Below are 21,526 nucleotides of genomic sequence, written 5' to 3'. Positions count from 1 at the left end.
AACAGCGGTCATTCGGTTCACGGCCCAGATCGAGCCGTTCGAGTGCCCAACCCGTGAACATCCGCTTTCGCGGATCTCAATCCGAAATCTGCCGTTCCGCAACCGGACCAGTTTTGGCCATGATTTGAGCTACCAACGTGTGTCTGAGGCTAGCAAACAGAAACGAGGTACTGAACCGCAACGAAGAGGACTGCCGTTCTATGCTCCCAGGAGAACTGGGTGGCCGTCCTAAAGCTGCAACAATGTTATCGGCGAAATTCGGCGCAATAGCGGCCGTCGATGCCAGGAGTCGTCGCTCGTTCGGCGTCCACTGAGCCCCTTCCAGATTCCGTAGGCGCCCGAAGCTGTCCCTTCCCAAAGTAGAATTGTCAGCCGTTTCTGACCGTCGGACAATCTCCAAATGGCATTGTTCCTCCCTCTGATTGCCGTTGCGACGCCGCCGCCAAGCGTCCCGGAGCGAGAAGCGGCCGATATTGTCATCGTAGCGACACCGCTCAATAATCGCGACGATAGAGCGCCGACTCCCCCGGCTGAAACCGCGCTAGACGCCGATATTAAGCGAACGCACGCGCTCGACCTTACCGACTATCTTCGCCGGATGTCGGGCGGCGTATTCATCAACGACGTCCAGAACAATCCGCTGCAGCCCGACGTCAATTATCGCGGGTTCACCGCGTCACCGCTGCTGGGCACGCCGCAGGGCCTGTCGGTCTATCTCGATGGCGTGCGCCTCAACCAGCCGTTCGGCGACGTCGTCAGCTGGGACCTCATCCCCAAATCGGCCATTGCGCGGATAAGCATCGTGCCGGGATCGGACCCCCTGTTCGGGCGCAACTCGCTAGGTGGGGCGATCGCGATCGCGACCAAGAACGGTTCGGCCGATAAAGGTGTCGAGCTTGAGGCGAGCCTGGGATCGTGGAACCGTCGCACCATCGAGGCGCAGGCCGGTACATCGATCGGTGGTGGTGTCGACGTCTTCGCCAGCGGCAATTGGTTCGCGGAACGGGGCTGGCGCGACGCCTCGCCGTCGCATGCGTTCCAGGCGTTTGGCAAGCTGCGCTGGCGCGGCAGCAGCACGTCCGTGTCACTGTCGGGGAGTCACGCCGACACCGATCTCAACGGCAATGGCCTGCAGGAAATGCGGTTGCTGGCGGCCGACCGCGCCAGCATCTACAGTCAGCCTGACACGACCCGCAACCGGGCCTGGTTGGCCAATTTGTCGGCCGAGCACCGCTTTTCCGATCGGCTGTCGGTTGCCGGTACGCTGTTTTGGCGGCGCATCGACACCGACACGCTCAACGGCGACATCAACGACGATGCGCTGGGCGAGAATGTCTATCAACCCAACGCGGCCGAGCGCGCGGCGTTGGCCGCCGCCGGCTATTCGGGATTTCCCTTGGCTGGGGAAACGCAGGCGAACACGCCGTTCCCGAAATGGCGGTGCATCGCAAATATCCTGCTCGACAGCGAACCCAATGAGAAATGCAACGGCTTGGAGAACCGGTCGAAGGATCGTCAGCGCGAATGGGGCGCTTCCGGGGAACTAACCTGGGAGGGACCCCTGGCGGGCGCGCGCAGCCGAACGACATTGGGGCTGGGTTATATCCGATCGGTGGTCGATTTCGCGCAACAGTCGCAATTCGGCTATCTCACGCCCGATCGCGGCGTGGCGATCGTCGCCGGACCCGGCGCGTTCGCCGACGGCTCGCAGAATTCGGAGAATGCCTTCGACGCCCGCGTCGATCTCAATGGCCGGACGACGACGTTCAGCGCCTACGGACTGGAATCGCTGACCATCGGCAAGCTGACGGTCGACTTGTCGGCACGGTACGACCGTACGGCAATCCGCAACCGCGATCGCATTTCTCCGGGCGGCGGTGCCGGTAGCCTGGATAGCGATCAGGTATTTGCGCACGTCAACCCGTCCGCGGCCGTGCGCTGGACACCGGTGCATGGGGTGACGTTCGATGCTGCGCTCGGCCAGACCAGCCGCGCGCCTTCGGCGGTCGAGTTGGGGTGTGCGGACCCCGCCAGTCCGTGCCGGCTGCCGAATGCGCTTGCCGGCGACCCGCCGCTTAAACAAGTGATCGCGACGACGATGGAGACGGGCATCGGCCTGACAGTCGCACCGTTCGCGGTGCGGGTCGGGCTATTCCGCACGGTTAGTCGTGACGATATCCTGTTCGTCGCCAGCGAGGCTTCGGGGTTCGGCTATTTCCGCAATTTCGGCCGCACCCGGCGCCAGGGGATCGACATCGACCTGACCGGCGCGATCGGCCCGGTACGCGTGTCGGCACATTACACGCTGCTCGATGCCACCTATCGCAGCGCTGAACTGGTCGACGGGTCGGCGAACAGCAGCTCGGACGGCGTCGCGCCAGGCTTCGGTGGTACGATCGCCATCGCCAAGGGGGACCGCATTCCACTGGTCCCGCGCAACCTCTTCAAGGCAGCGATCGGATGGGACGTAGCACGCTTCCTGACGCTCGACCTCGACATGATCGCCTCGTCGGGTGTCTATGCGCGCGGCAACGAGAACAATGCGCATCGACCCGACGGTGTCTATTATCTCGGCCCGGGGCGAACCGCTGGTTATGCGGTGCTCAATGCCGGCATGGAATTGAGGCCGGGCAAGGGAGTGCGTTTCTTCGTCCAGGTCAGCAATTTGCTCGACAAGCGATATGCGACCGCCGCGCAACTCGCCGCGACAGCGTTCGACGCGCAGGGGAATTTCGTTGCCCGACCGTTCGCCGGGCCGGTGATCGGCGGCGAGCGACCGCTGCAATATTCGACCTTCAGCGCGCCGGGGGCGCCGCGATCGCTCCGCGTCGGTGCCCGGGTCCGTTTCTAGGCTTGAATGCCGCGAAGCCGAGACGGTTTCGGCAGGGGCGAGCTAACGCTCGGGCATCGCCGTAACGGTCGGCAGGTCCATGTCACGCCAGCCATCGAGCCCCTCGGCATACCAGCGCACGTCGCGGATACCGGCCCGTCGTAGCCGCAGCGCGGCGTTCCAGCTCATCCAGCAATCTGCATAGCAGAACACGACTACGGGCCTCCCGCGATGGCCCGCTTGCAGTTGGCGGACTCCCTGTGTCAGCCAGCGGTCGATTCCGTCCGCAAGCACACCGCGTCCGCTGTCCGGAAACCAGTACGCGCCGGGGATCGTGCGATGCGCCTCATAGAGCGTCCACCGTCTCGTTGCAGCCTCGCGAACGCCTGCCGCCGGGCTCGCATCGACGAAGATCGCGCGGTGCGTGCGCCACAGCGTCCGTGCCGCCCCGCCGTCGATCCGCGCTACGCCGTCGGGTGGGGCTGGCACGACCCCGCGATAATGCGTCAGGCGATACCCCTGGACGGGATCGAACAGAGGCGCCGTGCCCTGCGCCAAGCTCATCCCCAGCAGTCCCATCGCAGCGACCACGCTCCAGCTCATCCGACCCGCTCCTTGGACCAAGGTTCAATATAGCCTGGTAGGCTGGGTCGGTAACTTGGCCTTTGGGAGAAGGCTAAGATGAGCAGGTTTGCGTCCTATCTGGCGGCGGTGTTGGTGACGCTCGCGGCGGCGCCGGCCCAGGCGGCATTGCCGGCCGACCCGCTCGGCTCCCCGATGTGGCAGCGTCTCGGCAAGACGCTGTTCGGCGACGCGCCGGTGCGGTTCGACCCGCGCGTTCGGGTGATTTTCCCCGACATTGCCGAAAATCAGCGTCAGTTTCCGGTGGCGATCGACGCGCGCGGCATTGCCGGCGTGAAGCGGATCCTGCTGTTCGCCGACCTCAACCCGATCCCGCTGGCGGTGGACTATACGCTGGAAGCGGCGCAACCCTATTTCTCGACGCGCATCAAGCTCGACCAGCGTACGCCGGTACGCGGGGCCGTGCAGCTTGCCGACGGTAGCTGGCTGGTCTCCGGTGGGTGGATCGATGCGGCCGGCGGTGGGTGCTCGTTGCCGCCGATCAGTCGCGTCAAAGGCGATTGGGCGCAGCATCTGGGCGAGGTGCGGGGAGTCGCCCGGTGGGGCGCGGGCGGTATGCGTATCCGCCTGGCGTTTCGCCACCCGATGGATACCGGACTGATCGACAATATCCCGACTTACAATCTCGAGGAGGTCGCGCTGACCGGCGGAGAGGGGCGGCGGTTCGGCGATTTGCGGATCGAGGCGTCGGTCGCGGAGGATCCGGAATTTACGATGATCGTCGACGCATCGCAGAATGAAGAGGTGGTCATGGCCGGCCGCGATACCAACGGTATCGACTATGCCGCGCGCCTGACGCCGACCGCCGCTGCCGCGCCGCGATGACCATGATCGATCGCCGTGCCGCGCTCGCCATGGTCGCGGCCGGTCTGGCGAGTCCGCTTCGCGCCGCGCCGTTGCGCTACACGATCGATCCTCAGCTGGTTGCGCCGGATCTGTGGGTAGTGCGAGGCGTGGACGGCCCGATCGATGGGGCTAATGGCGGCGCGATCGCGAATATCTCGATCCTGCGCACGGAAGTAGGGGCAGTGCTCGTCGATTGCGGTCCGTCGCTGCGCTACGGCCAGCAACTTAAAACGGTGGCCGAGGCATTGACCGGCAAGCCCGTGATCCGCGTGTACCTGACGCATTTGCACCCCGACCACATCTATGGCGCGGCCGCATTCGATCGCTCGATCGTCGCGGCAACTCCTGCTTTGGCGAGATCGCTCGAAACTCTCGGCCCGAGCTTTTCCGACGGCATGTATCGTCTGCTCGGCGATTGGATGCGCGGAACCGAATTCGCAGCACCAGGGAAAGTACTCGGCGAAGATCATGAGACGTTCGGTGATCGACGCCTGGATCTCTATCCGCTCGCCGGACACAGTGAGGCCGACCTCGCCATCATGGATACCACAACCGGGATGCTGATCGCGGGGGACCTGGTATTCCACGATCGCGCACCGTCCACGCCGCACGCCGATATCGGACGATGGCTGGCCTCGCTCGATCGCTTGGGGACTATCGGCCATCGCACAGTGATACCCGGCCACGGGCCGGTCGATCCGACGTCGAGCGCGGCCATCGATCAGACGCGCGATTGGCTGTCATGGCTCCGCGAAACGCTCGATCGGGCCGTCGCCGAAGGGCTCGACCCGGTCGAGGCCGGGAATCTGCCGATCCCCGAGCGTTTCGCCGTGCTGAAAGCGGCGCGCTACGAACTACAGCGGTCGGTCGCCCATTTCTTCTCACGGATCGAGGAGCAGACGCTTCCCCGGGTCGACCTCAAGCGGTGACCGGCTGGGCGCCGACCCGGTTCGCTATCAGGTCGTCGACCACTGTCGGATCGGCCAAGGTCGAGGTGTCGCCGAGGCTCGACACGTCGCCCTCGGCGATCTTGCGGAGGATGCGGCGCATGATCTTGCCCGAGCGGGTCTTGGGCAGGCTCGGCGCGAATTGCACCGCGTCGGGCGTGGCGATCGGACCGATCTCCACCCGCACCCATTTGACCAGGTCGCGTCGAAGCTCTTCCGAGAACTCCTCGCCGACATTCAAGGTGACATAAGCGTAGATGCCCTGACCCTTGATATCGTGCGGGAAGCCGACCACCGCCGCCTCCGCGACCTTCGGATGGAGCACCAGAGCGCTTTCCACTTCGGCGGTGCCCATGCGGTGCCCGCTGACGTTGATCACGTCGTCGACGCGGCCGGTGATCCAATAATAGCCGTCCTCGTCGCGGCGCGCGCCGTCGCCGGTGAAATATTTGCCCGGAAAGGTCGAGAAATAGGTCTGGAAGAACCGCTCGTGATCCCCCCAGACGGTGCGCATCTGCCCGGGCCAGCTGCGCGCGATGACCAAAGCCCCTTCGGTTGCGCCGTCGAGCACGTGGCCATCGCCGTCGACCAACTGCGGCTCGACTCCTGGGAGAGGCCAGGTCGCCGATCCCGGCTTGAGCGGCGTAGCGCCGGGCAGGGGAGCGATCATCCCGGCGCCGGTTTCGGTCTGCCACCACATGTCGATGATCGGGCAGCGATCCTCGCCGACGACATGATGATACCAGCGCCAGGCTTCGGGATTGATCGGCTCGCCGACCGAGCCGAGCAGGCGCAGCGACTGACGGCTGGTCCGCGCGACATGCTCGTCGCCCTCACGCATCAGCGACCGCAGCACGGTGGGCGCGGTAAACAAGGTCGCGACCTTATGGCGGTCGACCACATCCCAGATCCGGCTTGGGGTCGGCCAGTTGGGCACGCCTTCGTACATCAACGTGGTCGCGCCATTCGCCAGCGGGCCATAGACGATATAGCTGTGCCCGGTGACCCAGCCGACATCGGCGGCGCACCAGAACACCTCGCCGTCGCGATAATCGAAACATTGATCGTGGGTCAGGCTGGCCCAGAGCAGATACCCGCCCGAACTGTGCACAACGCCCTTGGGCTTTCCCGTCGAGCCCGAGGTGTAGAGGATGAACAACGGATCCTCTGCGTGCATTGGTTCCGGGTCGCACGCAGCCGGCCCCGCGGCGATCGCTTCGTCATACCAAAGGTCGCGGCCTGGCTGCATCGCGACCTTTCCGCCGGTGGCGCGGACCACGACGATCTTCTCGAGGCTGGGGGTATGCGTCGCCGCCAGGTCGGCATTGGCCTTGAGCGGAACCTTCTTGCCGCCGCGCCGGCCTTCGTCGGCAGTGATCAGGATGGTCGAATCGCAATCGACGATGCGGCCAGCCAGGGCCTCGGGCGAAAAGCCGCCGAACACGATCGAATGGATCGCGCCGATCCGCGCGCAAGCCAGCATCGCCACCGCAGCCTCCGGGATCATCGGCAGATAGATGGTGATACGGCTACCGCGATGTGCACCAAGCTCCTTGAGCACATTGGCGAAGCGGCAGACCTCCGCGTGAAGTTCGGCATAGCTGATCGCTCGCGACGGCTCGGCGGGATCGTCGGGTTCCCAGAGAATCGCGGTCTGGTCGGCGCGCGTGGCCAAATGGCGATCGAGGCAATTGGCGGCGACATTCAGCACGCCGTCGGCGAACCATCGGACCTGGAAATCGGCTTCGTCGAAGCTGCTTTCGTCCGCGACCGTCGGCGCGACGATCCAATCGAGCCGCTGCGCCTGGTCGAGCCAGTAGGCGTGCGGCTGGGCAAGCGCCCGGGCAGCTTGCGCGTCGTAATCGGCGCGCTGCATCTTCGCTTCGCCCGCCCAGCCGGGAAGTGCTACGATCTGATCCATTCTATCCTCCGAAACGAACGCCGACCCACAGCGTTCGGGGCGTGCCGAGGTCGATCGATCCCGCCTGGTTGCGAGTCATGACTTGGGCATCGAACATATTCTCGGCGCGGACGACCGCGCTGAAACCGTGCGCGATCGGCAGCTTGCCGAACAGGTCGACGGTGGTCGCCGCGGCCAATTTGTCGGTCTGCAAATCGTCCTCATATTGGTCGCCGACATAGCGCAGGGTCGCGGACAGGATGGGTCCGGCCTTTGGCGACCAGGCGATCGTCGCGCTGGCCGCATGGCGCGGGCTTTGTGCCGGGGCCACGCCGTCGAACGCGTTGCCCGGCGCGCGGACCTTGCTGTCCGAATAGGCATAGGAGGCGGACATCATCATCGCGCCGCGCCGCCAGACGATATTCGCCTCGACCCCTTTGGCTTCGACGGCGTCGACGTTGCGGCGTTGGCGCAGGTTGGTGCCGATCGTCACGTTGGCGATCGCGTCGGCCAGTTTGTTGTAGAACAGGGTACCGGACACGGTCAGCCCAGGTAACGGGGTGACGTCTATTCCCGCTTCCACGCCACGCAGCCGTTCCGGTTTAAGACCGGCATTGGCTTGAGTGGTGACGGGAAAGACCGTGAAGGGCCGATAGAGTTCGTTGAGCGTCGGCAGGCGAAAACCTGTATAGGCGGCGGCGCGCAGAGCGACCACGTCGACGGGGCGGAAGAGCAGGCCTGCTCGCCCGGTGAACTCGGTCCCGCTGCGATCGGGAAATGCCTTGGTGCTGGTCGCGACGCCGGCGCCGTTGCGTTCGTGGAAGAAGCCGCGGGTCAAGGTCCAGCGATCGAGCCGCACACCGCCGGTCAGCACCAATTTGCCGAGCGTCCAGTCATCCTCGACGAACACTCCCGCGACGCTCGAATTGCCACCGGCATTGCGCCGCGCGGTTACCGCGCCGGCGCTGTTATAGGCATCCTCGAACAGTTCGCCATCGGCCAGCCTGACGTCGCCGCCGATCCTGACGACCTGGTCGTGGCCGACCGGCGGCCGCAACTCGATCTTGCCACCGATGCCGGTCGCGGGCGTGTTACGCTGGTCCAGCGTCAACTTGAAGCCGGTCGCGCTGATCACCTTGTTTGAGAAATTGCGCGCCTGGACATAAGCGAGGGCGTCGACCTGCCAACCGCCGCGATGGACCAATCGGATGCTCGCATCCTCGCCCTCCGAGCTCGAATCGGCTCCGCGGAAACGCAGCGTTCGATTGTCGCCGAACACCAGGCCGTGGAACTGCAATTCGGTTTCGGCATCGACCGGCGCTACCGCGCGTGCGGATGCCGACCAGTCGCGGTACCGCGCGGGAACGCTTGCCGCGACGCGTTGGTCGTCGGGCGTGGTGTAGAAACCGTCGCCGCGCTCGAACCTGCCCGATAATGTCGCGAAGCCATGGCCGAGGCTCGGTGACACGCTGGCCGAAAGGCTCTCTGATTCCCGGCTGCCGTACAATGCTTCCGCGCTCAGGAGCGGCAAGTCGCGGCGCCCGGCGCTGACCAGCTCGATCGTGCCGGCCACCGCGCCCGCGCCGAACGGTCCCGATCCGCCACCCCGCGTCACGCGAATACCCGCGAGGCGATCGGGCACCAGGGCGTTGAACGGCAGATAGCCGAAAAAAGGATCGGCGATCGGCACGCCGTCGAGCAGCACCAAGGTCCGGCTAGACGCATTACCGCCGAGCGCACGCAACGTCGCGCCTTGCGCCGACGGATTGGCCGAGCGGCTGTCCGAGCGGCGGAATTGTTGAAAGCCGGCGACGTCGGCCAGCACGTCCTCGACCCGGCCCGAGGCGTCGTTGGTCAGGCGGTCGCGGCCGATCGTCGTCGCGCCATAAGCCGGCGTGCCGGGCGGCAGATCGAGCCCGGTACCCAGCACCACGATATCGTCATCCGCCTTTGCCGGGACGGCGGACTGGCTCTGCGCCTGCGCGGCCATCGGCCAGGCGATCGACGCGATGAGAGCAAAGCGCGCGGTGCGTAACGACATCGGCTGACCTTTTGAGGTTGGAGCGGCGGCCGGAGCGGTGGCCCCGGACGCCGCCCTTGGCAAGCGGGACTAGAAGAACAGGATCGCCCCGGCGGCGGCCGCGTTGGACGTCGCCTGATTGATCCCCTGCGCTTCGGCCTTGGTGTGGACGTATTCGCCGAGCAGCGTCACCCAGGAGGTGAGGCCGTAGCGCGCCTGACCGACCCAGCTCGAATTCTTGCGGACTAGGATCGGATTGATCTCGCCCGGTGCGAGGTCGAGGCGGCTCTCGCCATAACTGCCGCCGAGCGTGAACTTGCCGATCGTGTAGGTCGCCTGGCCATAGAAGCCGTCGCTGTCGCGCTTGCGGCCGTTGGCGGCGGTCGAGAGCAGGAACAGGCCGGTCGTACCGACGCCGCTGCCGGTGTAATAATAACCGAGCGCAGTGAAACCGGCGACGCTGAACTTGGCGCCGACATCGATGGCATTGCCGGTGTAGCTGGGGAATCCGCCGACGCCGTCATGCTTCTGGGTGATGCCTGAGACCCAGAGGTGCCCGGCGACACCACCTGCCTTGAAGTCATAGACGAGCTTCGCCTGGAAACCCGGTGTGCCGTTGATCTCGCCCGAGCCGATCGTGGTCAGCGGCTGGAACACGCCGAACGACGCCTGGAAGCCGCCGAGCTTTGGGGTGGTATAGGTGATCTGCGGCTGGAAATCGGTGTAGATATAGCCGATGCCGATACGGCCCAGCGTCGTGTTGGACGGCGCCGCATTGCCCGCCGGCGTTCCACTCGACAGCAGGGTGATGTCGTTCAGGATGGCTTCCGATCCGAACAGGCCGATATCTCGGCCGATCTTGAATTCGCCGATATTGGGCTTGCCGAACGTCAAATAGGTCTGGCGGAAGTCGATCCCGCTGGTCCCCAATGCGGTGGGATTGCCACCCGAATTGGCCCCGCCGACGCCGGTCACGCTGTTGATGCCCGGGTACAGGCCGAAATGCGCGCCGATATCCCAACCGGCCTGCTTGGTCGTCACGTCGACCTTGAGGAAGCCCGGCAACAGGCCGTTGCGCACCGACGAACTGTTGTTGCCTACCGTCGCGAGCCCGCCGGCGACGGTGGTGTTGGCGGTCGATTTGTCGCCACTGTCATGGACATAGAACCCGTTGACCGAACCGGAGAATTTGAGCGTGACGCCGGCCATTTCGAAGCCGACGCCGCTATCGCTCATGCGCACGATCTTCTTGTCGTCCAGCGCCGCCGCCGCCGCTTGCGGCGCGGGCTGGGCGGGAGCGGCCTGCGCCTGGTCGCGCACCATCAGCTGCTGATATTCCTCATCCGACAGGATGCCCTTTTCCTTGAGCTTGAGCAGCAGATCGGCATTGGCGCTTTGCGCGAGTGCGGGCGTTGCCCCCAAGATCATGCACGCAGCCGCGGTCGCGGCGGCGAGCCGTATGGCCCGTCCCTTCATTGACATCCTCCCTCTGTGTCAGCGGCGGTGTAGGTCGCCGTCGATCGGGAAGGTGCCGGTGTCGGCGCTTGCCGGAAATTGAACTTTAGGTCCGTGCCGGCCGCTCGCGGTCATTCCGCGATGACGACTCCCCAGGGCGCCTTGTCGACCGGGATGGTGGCGACCACCTTTCGACTGGCGATATCGACGACCGAGACATCGTTGGTCAGGCCGTTGGCGGAGAAGGCGCGCTGGCCGTCGGCGCTGATCGCGAGATGCCAGACGCGGCCACCGACCGGGACGTAGCCCGTCACCTTGCGCGACGCGACGTCGACGAACGCGATGCTATTGCCGCGTCCCAACGCGACCAGCGCGGTCTTTCGGTCAGGCGTGAAGTTCACGCCCACCGGCATGATCGTGCTGCCGAGAACGCCGGGTGGAGCAAAGGTGATGCGGTCGGTTACCTTGCGGCTGGCGACGTCGATCACGGAGACATAGCCGCCGATTTCGGCGGATACCCATAATTGCTTGCCGTCGGCGGTGAATTCGGCGTGGCGTGGCCGCGCCCCGACCTCCGTGACTGCGACATCGCTGCGGCTGGCAAGATCGATCCAGTGGATCGAATTGTCGGTCTCCGAGGTGGAGATGACGGTGGTGCCGTCAGGGCTCGTCGCCATGCCTTCGGGCTCGACGCCGACGACGAGTTGGAAGGCCACGGACTTGCTCGGCACGTCTATCGCGGTAACCGCCGCATCGCGTTCATTGGCCGCGAACAGCATCCGCCCGTCGACCGACAGCGCGAATTGTTCGGGATCTTCGCCCGAGGGCAGGTCGGCGACTACCTTGCCGCTTGCCCGGTCGATAACCTGCACGGCGTTCGCGTCGCTGGCGCAGACATAGAGATACTTGCCGTCGCGCGACAGCAACAGCCCGCGAGGCCGCTTGCCGACGGGCCAGGTTGCCGTAACCTTGAGCGTCGCGCCGTCGATCACCGAGATCGTCCCCGCCTTTTCGTTGGTGACGTAGATCGTCTCCGCCCGCGCCGTTGCCGGCAACAGCGAGAAAGCGAGAAGGAGCGAGAGCCTGTGCATGGCACTATGGTATTACGTCCGGGGCGGGCGCGCTTCTCTACCAAAGTACAATATAAGCGGGACGCAGGTCCGATAGTGTGCCGCGGTCCGGAATACCGGTCTGTGGAGAGGCACGATGAACAAGGTTTTCAATCGCGTGGCGCTGGGCGTCTCGTTCGCGTTATTGGCGGGCGCGACGGCTACCCAGGTCATGGGGCACGGCCCCGTCACGCCGCAGCCGGTCGACACCAGCAAGCTGCCCGACATCAAGCCCGACAATGACACCTGGCTGACGCACAATCCGTATCGCGGCAATGCCGACGCCATCAAGATCGGCGAGTTCGCCTACGGCCAGAATTGCGCGCGCTGCCACGGTCTGGAGGCGATCAGCGGCGGCATCGCACCAGACCTGCGCTATCTCGAACTCGGCGACACCGGCGACGAATGGTTCGTCCAGCGTTACCATCATGGTTCGTCGCACGACGGCAAGGTCTACATGCCGCCGATGGGCGAGATCCTCGGGCAAAAGGCCGGCTGGGCGATCCGCGCCTGGCTCGAGACGAAGCATACCGACGAGTGAGCGCTCTCCTTTCCCGTCGCCACGTATTGGCTGCGTTGGGCGGGGCGCTCGCAGGTGCCGCCATCGGCGTCCCCGGCGCCTGGGCGAGCCCGCTCGACAAGGTGAAGGCCAAGGGCGTGCTCACTGTCGCGGTCTACAAGGATTACGAGCCCTGGTCATGGATGGCCGAGGGGCGGCTAACCGGCATCGATGTCGATCTGGCGGCGCTGCTCGCCGAAGGGATCGGCGTCAAGACGGATGTCCGCCAGTTCCTGGCCGGCGACGATCTCGGCGACGACCTGCGCAACATGGTTTGGAAGGGCACCGTCGTCGGCCAGCCACCCTGCGACCTGATGATGCACGTGCCCGTCGATCGCAAATTGCAGATCGACAATGACCGCGCGGTGATCGCCGGCCCCTATTATCGCGAGACCTTCGAAATGGCCTGCAATCGCGAAACGACCGATTGCGAAGTCCCGCCGCCGCAGCTCAAGGGCAAGCGCCTGGTGGTCGAGACCGCAAGCATCCCGGATATGTATTTGTCGGGCGCGTTCGGCGGCTCGCTGCGCGCCGACGTGCGGCATGTCTATACCGGTGCCGACGCGGTGGCGGCGGTCGCCTCCGGCGACGCCGATGCGACGGTCGCGACTCGCGCGCAGATCGAACATGGCATGAAGCCCGGGGGGCGCCTGATCGAGCGAAAGGGACTTGTTCCGCTGATCTTCAATCCCGGATGGAATGTCGGGTTCGCGGTCAGGGACGACAGCCGCGATCTTGCGGATGAACTCGAGAAACAGATGACCGCTGTCATCGCCGACGGCAGGATGAAAGCGATTTTCGCACGCTACGGGGTGGTGCACCGGGAACCGATCCTGAGCTGAGCGGCGTCTTGGGACATTCACGTAGTCCCTAGGTCCAATTGCTCCGGATACACCCGCACATAAGCATCATCCCCGACCGATCTGGATCGGTAGACAAAATGAGGGGAAGGATAATGAAGAGGCTCCACCGGCTGATAGCGACGAGCGCGCTGGCTGGCTTGATGATTTCCGGTCCGACCGGCGCGGCACTGGCGGCCGACGGCCCCGCGGAGCCCCCGAAGGCTGCCGCTCCGGCACCGGCTCAGGCTGGACCTACCGACGACGACCTGATGGCCTCGGCGACCAACACCAGCTCGGTGCTTACCTATGGCATGGGACCCAAGGCGCAGCGTTTCAGTCCGCTGACCACGATCAACGCCGACAATGTCGCGAAGATGGTACCCGCTTTTGCCTCGTCGCTGGGTGGCGAGAAACAGCGCGGGCAGGAATCGCAGCCGATCGTCTATGACGGCGTGATCTACGTCACTGGATCCTATTCGCGGCTATTCGCCTTCGACGCGCATACCGGCGAAAAGATGTGGGAATATGATGCCCGTTTGCCCGACGGCATCATGCCGTGCTGCGACGTCGTCAATCGCGGCGCCGCCATTTATGGCGACAAGATCATCTTCGGCACGCTCGACGCGCATCTGGTCGCGCTGAACCGCAAAACCGGCAAGGTGATCTGGAACAAGACGCTGGCCGATTATTCGGCAGGCTACAGCTTCACCGCCGCGCCGATGATCGTGAAAGGCAAGGTGATCTACGGTAATTCGGGCGGCGAATTCGGCATCATCGGCAAGGTCGAGGCGCGCGACGTCAATACCGGCGAGCTGGTGTGGTCACGCCCGACGGTCGAGGGCAATATGGGCATGCTCAACGGCAAGGAGAGCACCATGACCGGCAAGCTCAACGCGAGCTGGCCGGGCGACATGTACAAGAATGGCGGTGGCGCGACGTGGCTCGGCGGCACCTATGACCCCGACACCAATTCGCTCTTCTTCGGCACCGGCAACCCCGGCCCCTGGAACAGCAATCTGCGCCCGGGCGACAACCTCTATACCTCGTCGCTGCTCGCAATCGATCCCGACACCGGCGAGATCAAGTGGCACTACCAATACACGCCGCATGACGGTTGGGATTTCGACGGCGTCAACGAGTTCATTCCATTCGATGCGACGATCAACGGCAAGCCGATGAAGCTCGGCGCGCAGGCCAATCGCAACGGCTTCTTCTTCGTGCTCGACCGCACCAACGGCAAGTTCATTTCGGCGACGCCATTCGTGTCGAAGGTCACCTGGGCGACCGGTTACGACAAGAAGGGCCGGCCGATGTTCGACCCCAACAACCGGCCAGGGCCGCCGACCGGCGAGAAGGGCAATACCGTGTTCTCCGCGCCGAGTTTCCTGGGCGGCAAGAACTGGATGCCGATGGCGTTCAGTCAGCAGACCGGCATGTTCTACGTCCCCTCCAACGAATGGGGCATGGACATCTGGAACGAGCCCATCACCTATAAGAAGGGCGCGGCCTATCTCGGCGCCGGCTTCACCATCAAGCCGCTCTACGAAGACCATATCGGCGTGCTGCGCGCGATCGATCCGACCACCGGCAAGATCAAGTGGGAATATAAGAACAAGGCTCCGCTTTGGGGAGGCGTTCTGACCACGGCCGGCAACCTGGTCTTCACCGGCACGCCCGAAGGGTATCTGAAAGCGTTCGACGCCAAGACCGGCAAGGAATTGTGGAAGTTCAATACCGGTTCGGGCGTGGTCGGTTCGCCGGTCACCTGGGAACAGGATGGCGAGCAATATGTGGCCGTGATGTCGGGCTGGGGCGGCGCGGTTCCGCTCTGGGGCGGCGAGGTCGCCAAGGCGGTCAAGGAAATCAGCCAGGGCGGGGCGCTCTGGGTGTTCAAGCTGCCAAAGCAGTGACGATGACGGGATCCCTGGGGGCGGCGCTGTCAAGCGCCGCCCCAGCTTCCCCGGTCCCACCGGCTGCGGTACGCGATGCGAGCCAGGGAGGGCAGGGGTACGTGGAACGGGTCCTGATCGCAGACGATCATCCGATGGTCCGTGACGGCCTGAGAACGGTCATCGCCGTCGCCTTCGATCAATGCGAATTGTTCGAGGCCTCGTCGATCGACGAAGCGGCCGTGATCGTCGAGCGTGAAGGCGATTTCGACCTGGTGATGCTCGACCTCAACATGCCCGGCACGACCGGATTTTCGGGACTGGTCGCCATGCGCGACCGCTTCCCCTCGCTGCCGATCGTGATCGTCTCGGCCGCGCAGGAACGGGGCCTGGCGCGATCGGCGATCGCCGCCGGCGCCGCCGGTTTCATCCCCAAGTCGCTCAGGCGCAGCGCGATCGTCGACGCGTTGAAAACGATCCTGTCGGGCGACATCTTCCTCCCCGAGGTCGAGGAGGGCGACGAGGCCGCCGACGCCGAAACCGCCGACATCCTGGCCCGGATCGCCAGCCTCACGCCGCAGCAAAAAGTAGTTCTGCGGCTGATCGTCGAAGGCAAGCTCAACAAGCAGATCGCCTATGATCTCGACGTGTCGATGACCACCGTCAAGGCGCACGTCTCCGCCATCCTGAGCAAGCTACGCGTATTCAGCCGCACCCAGGCGGTGATCCTGGTGGGCAAGGTCAATTTCGCCGGCGACGGTCGTGCTTGAGGGGAACCTTTCCGTCGCCCCATAAACTTCCGTCACCCCAGCGAAAGCTGGGGTCTCTGGCGGTGGCGCGATGCCTCTTGAGATCCCAGCTTTCGCTGGGACGACAAGTTTGGAAATGGATCGCTTCAAGCACAACCGCACCGACCTCGATTGTCTCAGCCGGTCGCGAGCCGAGTCAGCAAGGCGCGCAATTGCGCCGGCTTGACCGGTTTGGTCAGCAAATGGAGTCCCCGCGCCGACAGCGTCTCGCGAAGCTCGGGTGTGCGATCGGCGGTGATGACGACCGCTGGCACTTCCGCGCCGCAATGCGCGCGCGCATCCGCGATTGCCGCGTCACCCGTCGCCCCATTGTCGAGATGGTAATCGGCGACGATCACGTCAGGACGATCCCCGCCGAGCGCAGCCATGGCCGATGCGGCGTCGGTCGCGGACCGTACCTCGCAGCCCCAGCCTTCGAGCATCGCCTCCATCCCGTCGAGGATCGACTGGTCGTTGTCGATCACCAGGATCCAGCGTCCGGCGAGCTGGCCGCGCCGGACGGGCGTGGCAAGCTGCTGCCGCGCATCGCGCGCGGTCGTCAGCGGTACTGTCACCCCGAAGCGCGAACCCTCGCCCGGTGCGGAGTCGAGCGAGACGCGATGATCGAGCATCTTGCTGGCGCGCTGGACGATCGCCAGCCCCAGGCCGATGCCGCGATCGCGCCCACTTTCGCCGACACGCTGGAATTCCTCGAAGATGCGCTGATGGTCGATCGCCGCGATGCCGATGCCGGTATCGACGACCTGGATCGTCAAGTCGCGGGCGGTCGCGACACAGGTGACTTCCACGCCGCCTTCGCTGGTATAGCGCAACGCATTGGAAATAAGATTCTGCAGCATCCGGCGCAGCAATCGCGAATCCGACCGCACCCAATGACCGCTCGGTTCGATCCTGAAGCTCAGCCCTCGGGCGCGCGCGATCGGCGCGAATTCGGCGCGCATGCTTTCGAGCAGTTCGTCGAGCGCGAGATCGACGGGCTCGGCGACGATCGACCCGGCATCGAGCCGGGATATTTCGAGCAACGCTTCCAGCAGATCCTCGACCGAATCGAGCGCCGAGCCGGTCTGTCGCACCAAGGCGCGGGTCGGTAGCGCGAGCCGGCGATCGCCTAGTGCGGCGACGAACAACCGCGCCGCATTGAGCGGCTGCAACAGGTCGTGGCTCGCGGCGGCCAGGAAGCGCGTCTTGGACAGGTTCGCCTCTTCCGCGGCGGTCTTGGCCGATCGCATCGCGGCTTCGGCCGCCTCGCGTTCGGCGACTTCACGCTGCAGCCGCGCATTGACAGCGGCGATATCGGCGGTGCGCTGGAGCACCCTCCGTTCGAGCGATTCATTGGCCTCGCGGAGCACCTCCGCCGCGCGCAGACGCTCGGTAATATCTTCGAAACTCATCACCATGCCGCCGCCCGACATCGACGATCGCCGCACTTCGACCGTGCGTCCGTCGGCATGCCGGCGTTGCGCGACGACATCAGCCGAGCCGGGCGGTAGCCAATCGAGCGGCCGGTCGGGCTGCATCGGCCCATTGATCCGCTCGCAGGCGGCAACGAGCCCGTCATGGGTCGTCACCAGCGGCATGCCATCGTCGGGCAGGCCGATCGTTGCCAGCAAGGGGCCGTTCCAGGCGATCAACCTGCGGTCGGCATCATAGACGCACACGCCCAGGCGGATATTGTCGAGCGTCGCTTGCAGGATGGCGGTCTTTTCGGCGAGTTCGAGCGTGCGTTCCCGCGCATCGTCCGCCTTGACCTGGGTGATATCGGTATAGACTCCGACGATACCGCCCTCGCTGGTGCGCAGTTCGTTGATCTGGATCCAGCGTCCGTCGGCCAGCGCATGGACATGGCCGCCTTCGGCGACGCGGTGCTGGGCGACGCGTTCCGATACCCAGCGATCGGGGGCGACGAGCGCGCCCAGCGTGGTGCCGTCCTGGCCGATCAGGCGGGCAATCTCGTCGAACCCCATGCCGGGCACGATACGATCGGCGATATTCGGCCAAAGCCCGAGATAGGTGCGATTGCACAAGACGAGCCGGTCGTCGGCGTCGAAGATCGCGAACCCCTCGTTGATGCTCTCGATGGCATCACGCAACCGGCGCTGGGCGTCGTCGGCTGCTTCCTTGGCGGTCGCCAGCGCGGCGTTGCTGCTGGCCAGCGCGTCCAGTGCCCGTTCGAGATCGAGCGTGCGCTCGCGGACCTTGCCCTCCAGGCTGATCGCGGTTTCGAACAGCGAGAAGGCGTTGCCCTGAAGATCGGTCGAGCGTTCGACGCGATCCATCAACGCGGCGTTGATCCGCTTGAGCTTGCTGATCTCGGCTTCGAGTGCGGCGATGCGCTCGGCATCGGTCGGCGGTTGCAATGCGCGGGTCGCCATCAGCGGCCACCCCCGATCGCCAGGCCGCTGAACGTCTGATTGACGTGGAGGGCGTGATATTGCTCGCCATAGGTGTTGAACCCGGTGACCCGATTGTCGACCATCAATTTGGACACTTTGCGGGTCAGCTGGCGCTGTTCGATCTCGACCTTGTTGAGCACGCAGTCGAACCCGATGATGCGATCGATTCCGCCGACCGACCGATCGAGATCGTCGAACAGGTCGGACAGTCCGCCGACGATGTCGCTGCCTTCTCCCAATGTCAGCACAACGCCCTCGTCGATCGCGCAATAGAAGGTCAGGCTGTCGTCGGGATTGGCGCTCTGGATCGACCGGACATAATATTCGCCGCCGGCCCGGACCATCGGCGGATGCGCCGCGAAGACGTTCGATCCCAATTGGTCGACGGTCACGCCGGTCAGTCGCGCATATTCCTGCGCCGCGGGTTCGGCATTGATCTCGGTCACCACGCGGCCCACCGGATCCGCCCCGGTGATGACCATCTTGGTGCTGCCGGGACGGTAATGCTGCGCGCGGAACACCTTCAGCGGCCGCGACGAAGACAGGATGGCGACCAAAGCCGCATCGCGCCGGAACTGCCCGCTTTCGAAGATGAAGGTTTCCTTGAAGGCCAGACCGTCGCCCGACGATCCGCCGATCAGGGGTATCTTGCCGAGCGCGTCCTGGACTGTGACGGTCAGCATTTCCTCGCGGTGCGACAAACCATCGACCAGGAAGATCGCGGCATGATCGACGGTCGGTCCCAAGGCCTGCGACGCCGCCACCGCCGAGCCGACCAGTTCGCGGACGACACCTTGTGCCGCGCCTTCCTCGAAGGCGTCGAGATCGTCGAACCGCGCCGCGGTCAGCGTGAAATGGCTCGCCGGAAAGCCGATCGCCGTGATGGTGCCTTCGGCGGTGCCCTCGGTCGTTATCTCTCCCGACGAGGTGCAGCCAATTACCGTGAGACCATCGGAGCACGCATTGATCTCGGCGGCGAGCTCGACGAGCGGGTAGCGGCTCGAACAGAATAGCAGCACCCCGGCCAGGCTCGGCGGGTCGAGTTCGCGGAACAATTGCTGCGCAGCATCGCGCGGGTGATCGGCGTTGGTCCAAGCAACGCGGACTGGATCGTCGCAAGGCGGAGCAGGTCGCGGAGCCATCGCCACCATGATGTCATGCCCGGGCCGCGCCGTCACCGTCATTCGCGCGTCAGCTACCTCCGCGCACCGGTTCGCCCGCCGCCTCGAGCGCTTCGGCTTCCTCATCGGTGAAGATGCGGCTGCGGATGACGAAGCGCACCCCCTCCGGCCCTTCGAGCGAGAAACCGGCACCGCGGCCCGGAACCACATCGATCGTCACCTGCGTATGGCGCCAATAGTCGAATTGGGCGGCGCCGATCCACACCGGCACATCTCCCGCCACCTGGCCGAGCAGGACGTCCTGCGTCCCCACCCGGAACTCGCCGGCCGGATAGCACATCGGCGCGGACCCGTCGCAGCATCCGCCGGATTGATGGAACATCAACTGCCCGTGCTTGGCCCGGAGCGCGGCGATCATCGCCACTGCGGCGTCGGTAGCGAGAATGCGAGGAGGGGCCATGGTTGCTCCTTGGGCGACGAAAAGAGCGGCGGGCCGCGAAGCCCGCCGCCGGAGTCCGGACGCGATCGGAGAGTGGAGTGACCGCGTCGGGGATGGATCGCCGCCGGCTCAGAAGAAACCCAGCGCCTTCGGCGAATAGCTCACGAGGAGATTCTTGGTCTGCTGATAATGGTCGAGCATCATCTTGTGCGTCTCGCGCCCGATGCCCGACTGCTTGTACCCGCCGAACGCTGCATGCGCGGGGTAGGCGTGGTAGCAATTGGTCCACACACGGCCCGCCTGGATGCCGCGACCCATCCGGTAGGCGCGGGTGCCGTCGCGAGTCCACACGCCGGCGCCGAGGCCATAAAGCGTGTCGTTGGCGATCGCGAGCGCGTCGACATCGTCCTTGAAGGTCGTGACGGCGACGACGGGCCCGAAAATCTCCTCCTGGAACACGCGCATCTTGTTGTGGCCCTGAAGGATCGTCGGCTCGACATAATAGCCGGTGTCGAGTTCGCCGCCGAGCTGCGCGCGCTTGCCGCCGGTCAGTACCTTGGCGCCTTCGTCGCGCCCGATGTCGATATAGGACAGGATCTTCTCGAGCTGGTCGTTCGATGCCTGTGCGCCGATCATCGTCGCCATCTCGAGCGGCGACCCCTGCTTGATCGCCTGCACGCGCGCGACCGCCTTTTCCATGAAGCGGTCGTAGATCGATTCGTGGATCAGTGCGCGGCTCGGGCAGGTGCAGACCTCGCCCTGGTTGAGCGCGAACATGGCGAACCCTTCGAGCGCCTTGTCGAGATAATCGTCATCCTCCGCCATCACGTCGGCGAAGAAGATGTTCGGCGACTTGCCGCCGAGTTCGAGCGTGACCGGGATCAGATTCTCGGTCGCATATTGCATGATCAGGCGGCCGGTGGTGGTCTCGCCGGTGAAGGCGATCTTGGCGATGCGCTTGTTTTGCGCGAGCGGTTTGCCCGCCTCGATACCGAAGCCGTTGACGACGTTGAGCACGCCCGGCGGCAACAGGTCGCCGACCACGTCCATCAGCACCATGATCGACATCGGGGTCTGCTCGGCGGGCTTCAGCACGACGCAATTGCCCGCGGCGAGCGCCGGCGCGAGCTTCCACGTCGCCATCAGCAGCGGGAAGTTCCACGGGATGATCTGGCCGACGACACCCAGCGGCTCGTGAAAATGGTACGCGATCGTGTCGTGGTCGATCTCCGCGATCGACCCTTCCTGCGCGCGCAGGCAGCCGGCGAAATAGCGGAAATGGTCGATCGCCAGCGGCAAATCGGCGGCGGTCGTCTCGCGGATCGGCTTGCCGTTGTCGATCGTCTCCGCAAGCGCGAGCAGAGACAGCTTCTCCTCCATCCGGTCGGCGATCTTGAGCAGGATGCCGGCGCGCTCGGCAGGACTGGTCTGGCCCCATTTCTCCTTCGCCTTGTGGGCGGCGTCGAGCGCGAGCTCGATGTCTTCCGCGGTGCCGCGCGCGACCGAGCAGACGGTCTTGCCGGTGACCGGCGAGGGGTTCTCGAAATATTGTCCCCTGACCGGGGCGACCCACTCGCCGCCGATGAAATTGTCGTACCGCGACCTGAAGGCGATCTGTCCCTTCAGCTCGTCGAGCGCCTGCTGCAACATCGAATTTCTCCTTGGCCGAACTTTGGCCCGTCACGCACGGCGGGCACCTCTTCTGATCGCATTCTGACCTTTCCG

16 protein-coding genes are annotated in these 21,526 nt (G+C 65.0%); 7 read left to right on the top strand and 9 right to left on the bottom strand.

Annotated features, from left to right (window positions below):
- Positions 1-400: 400 nt before the first annotated feature.
- Positions 401-2,851, top strand: coding sequence for a TonB-dependent receptor (locus SPR01S_RS01390; protein ID WP_066583866.1), 2,451 nt, complete (start codon positions 401-403; stop codon positions 2,849-2,851).
- 42 nt (positions 2,852-2,893) lie between these two features.
- On the opposite strand, the gene SPR01S_RS01385 is transcribed toward SPR01S_RS01390, so the two are convergent.
- Positions 2,894-3,433: a rhodanese-like domain-containing protein gene (locus SPR01S_RS01385; protein WP_245661826.1), complete on the bottom strand. Its 540-nt coding sequence runs from the start codon at positions 3,431-3,433 to the stop codon at positions 2,894-2,896.
- 78 nt (positions 3,434-3,511) lie between these two features.
- Between SPR01S_RS01385 and SPR01S_RS01380 the strand changes: the two genes are divergently transcribed.
- Positions 3,512-4,297 (top strand): quinoprotein dehydrogenase-associated SoxYZ-like carrier, encoded by a 786-nt coding sequence (locus tag SPR01S_RS01380; protein ID WP_066583863.1) that lies wholly within the window; start codon positions 3,512-3,514, stop codon positions 4,295-4,297.
- A gap of 2 nt (positions 4,298-4,299) precedes the next feature.
- Entirely contained in the window at positions 4,300-5,247 is a 948-nt protein-coding gene (locus SPR01S_RS01375; protein ID WP_084250843.1) for a quinoprotein relay system zinc metallohydrolase 1, read from the top strand.
- Here SPR01S_RS01375 and acs read toward each other — a convergent pair.
- The 4 genes from acs to SPR01S_RS01355 all read right to left on the bottom strand — a co-directional run bounded on the left by acs (position 5,237) and on the right by SPR01S_RS01355 (position 11,731).
- On the bottom strand, positions 5,237-7,186 hold the full coding sequence (gene acs / locus SPR01S_RS01370; protein WP_084250842.1) for an acetate--CoA ligase: 1,950 nt from the start codon (positions 7,184-7,186) through the stop codon (positions 5,237-5,239). The genes SPR01S_RS01375 and acs overlap by 11 nt on opposite strands.
- Position 7,187: 1 nt before the next feature.
- Entirely contained in the window at positions 7,188-9,206 is a 2,019-nt protein-coding gene (locus SPR01S_RS01365) for a TonB-dependent receptor plug domain-containing protein (protein WP_066583857.1), read from the bottom strand.
- A 69-nt stretch (positions 9,207-9,275) separates the two neighbouring features.
- Positions 9,276-10,661, bottom strand: coding sequence for a porin family protein (locus tag SPR01S_RS01360; RefSeq protein ID WP_066584068.1), 1,386 nt, complete (start codon positions 10,659-10,661; stop codon positions 9,276-9,278).
- Positions 10,662-10,771: 110 nt separating this feature from the next.
- Entirely contained in the window at positions 10,772-11,731 is a 960-nt protein-coding gene (locus SPR01S_RS01355) for a PQQ-dependent catabolism-associated beta-propeller protein (RefSeq protein ID WP_066583855.1), read from the bottom strand.
- Positions 11,732-11,846: 115 nt separating this feature from the next.
- Between SPR01S_RS01355 and pedF the strand changes: the two genes are divergently transcribed.
- The 4 genes from pedF (at position 11,847) to SPR01S_RS01335 (ending at position 15,809) form a co-directional block, all read left to right on the top strand.
- Positions 11,847-12,290 (top strand): cytochrome c-550 PedF, encoded by a 444-nt coding sequence (pedF, locus tag SPR01S_RS01350; protein WP_066583851.1) that lies wholly within the window; start codon positions 11,847-11,849, stop codon positions 12,288-12,290.
- Positions 12,287-13,150 (top strand): substrate-binding periplasmic protein, encoded by an 864-nt coding sequence (locus SPR01S_RS01345; protein ID WP_066583844.1) that lies wholly within the window; start codon positions 12,287-12,289, stop codon positions 13,148-13,150. The genes pedF and SPR01S_RS01345 overlap by 4 nt, the downstream gene beginning before the upstream one ends.
- Positions 13,151-13,311: 161 nt before the next feature.
- Positions 13,312-15,060 (top strand): methanol/ethanol family PQQ-dependent dehydrogenase, encoded by a 1,749-nt coding sequence (locus SPR01S_RS01340; RefSeq protein ID WP_157081854.1) that lies wholly within the window; start codon positions 13,312-13,314, stop codon positions 15,058-15,060.
- Positions 15,061-15,161: 101 nt separating this feature from the next.
- Complete coding sequence (locus tag SPR01S_RS01335) at positions 15,162-15,809, top strand: response regulator (RefSeq protein WP_066583842.1); 648 nt, start codon at positions 15,162-15,164, stop codon at positions 15,807-15,809.
- A 155-nt stretch (positions 15,810-15,964) separates the two neighbouring features.
- Here the strand turns inward: SPR01S_RS01335 and SPR01S_RS01330 are convergent, their stop codons facing one another.
- The 4 genes from SPR01S_RS01330 to adh form a co-directional block, all read right to left on the bottom strand.
- Complete coding sequence (locus SPR01S_RS01330) at positions 15,965-18,220, bottom strand: hybrid sensor histidine kinase/response regulator (RefSeq protein WP_066583840.1); 2,256 nt, start codon at positions 18,218-18,220, stop codon at positions 15,965-15,967.
- The gene (locus tag SPR01S_RS01325) at positions 18,220-19,383 is read right to left on the bottom strand and encodes an FIST N-terminal domain-containing protein (RefSeq protein ID WP_084250853.1); all 1,164 of its coding nucleotides are present in this window, start codon (positions 19,381-19,383) and stop codon (positions 18,220-18,222) included. Before SPR01S_RS01325 ends, SPR01S_RS01330 begins: the two co-directional genes overlap by 1 nt.
- Before the next feature lie 49 nt (positions 19,384-19,432).
- Positions 19,433-19,822 carry a DUF779 domain-containing protein gene (locus tag SPR01S_RS01320; RefSeq protein WP_066583835.1) on the bottom strand — a complete coding sequence of 130 codons (390 nt, stop codon included), beginning with the start codon at positions 19,820-19,822 and terminating at the stop codon, positions 19,433-19,435.
- A 108-nt stretch (positions 19,823-19,930) separates the two neighbouring features.
- A complete protein-coding gene (adh, locus tag SPR01S_RS01315) occupies positions 19,931-21,451 on the bottom strand; it encodes an aldehyde dehydrogenase (protein WP_066583833.1) in 1,521 nt (506 codons plus the stop codon).
- Positions 21,452-21,526 lie beyond the last annotated feature (75 nt).

It is taken from the genome of Sphingomonas pruni NBRC 15498 (assembly GCF_001598455.1).
Classification (GTDB): Bacteria; Pseudomonadota; Alphaproteobacteria; order Sphingomonadales; family Sphingomonadaceae; genus Sphingomonas; species Sphingomonas pruni.
This window is presented reverse-complemented; position numbering and strand designations above follow the sequence as displayed.

What these genes read in the sequence shown, in the direction of transcription:
- SPR01S_RS01380 (WP_066583863.1), top strand. Translation starts at nt 3,512, where the DNA reads ATGAGCAGGTTTGCGTCCTATCTGGCGGCGGTGTTGGTGACGCTCGCG.
- acs (WP_084250842.1), bottom strand. Translation starts at nt 7,186, where the DNA reads ATGGATCAGATCGTAGCACTTCCCGGCTGGGCGGGCGAAGCGAAGATG.
- SPR01S_RS01340 (WP_157081854.1), top strand. Translation starts at nt 13,312, where the DNA reads ATGATTTCCGGTCCGACCGGCGCGGCACTGGCGGCCGACGGCCCCGCG.
- SPR01S_RS01365 (WP_066583857.1), bottom strand. Translation starts at nt 9,206, where the DNA reads ATGTCGTTACGCACCGCGCGCTTTGCTCTCATCGCGTCGATCGCCTGG.
- SPR01S_RS01320 (WP_066583835.1), bottom strand. Translation starts at nt 19,822, where the DNA reads ATGGCCCCTCCTCGCATTCTCGCTACCGACGCCGCAGTGGCGATGATC.
- SPR01S_RS01355 (WP_066583855.1), bottom strand. Translation starts at nt 11,731, where the DNA reads ATGCACAGGCTCTCGCTCCTTCTCGCTTTCTCGCTGTTGCCGGCAACG.
- SPR01S_RS01360 (WP_066584068.1), bottom strand. Translation starts at nt 10,661, where the DNA reads ATGAAGGGACGGGCCATACGGCTCGCCGCCGCGACCGCGGCTGCGTGC.
- SPR01S_RS01385 (WP_245661826.1), bottom strand. Translation starts at nt 3,433, where the DNA reads ATGAGCTGGAGCGTGGTCGCTGCGATGGGACTGCTGGGGATGAGCTTG.
- SPR01S_RS01375 (WP_084250843.1), top strand. Translation starts at nt 4,300, where the DNA reads ATGATCGATCGCCGTGCCGCGCTCGCCATGGTCGCGGCCGGTCTGGCG.
- SPR01S_RS01390 (WP_066583866.1), top strand. Translation starts at nt 401, where the DNA reads ATGGCATTGTTCCTCCCTCTGATTGCCGTTGCGACGCCGCCGCCAAGC.
- pedF (WP_066583851.1), top strand. Translation starts at nt 11,847, where the DNA reads ATGAACAAGGTTTTCAATCGCGTGGCGCTGGGCGTCTCGTTCGCGTTA.
- SPR01S_RS01330 (WP_066583840.1), bottom strand. Translation starts at nt 18,220, where the DNA reads ATGGCGACCCGCGCATTGCAACCGCCGACCGATGCCGAGCGCATCGCC.
- adh (WP_066583833.1), bottom strand. Translation starts at nt 21,451, where the DNA reads ATGTTGCAGCAGGCGCTCGACGAGCTGAAGGGACAGATCGCCTTCAGG.
- SPR01S_RS01325 (WP_084250853.1), bottom strand. Translation starts at nt 19,383, where the DNA reads ATGGCTCCGCGACCTGCTCCGCCTTGCGACGATCCAGTCCGCGTTGCT.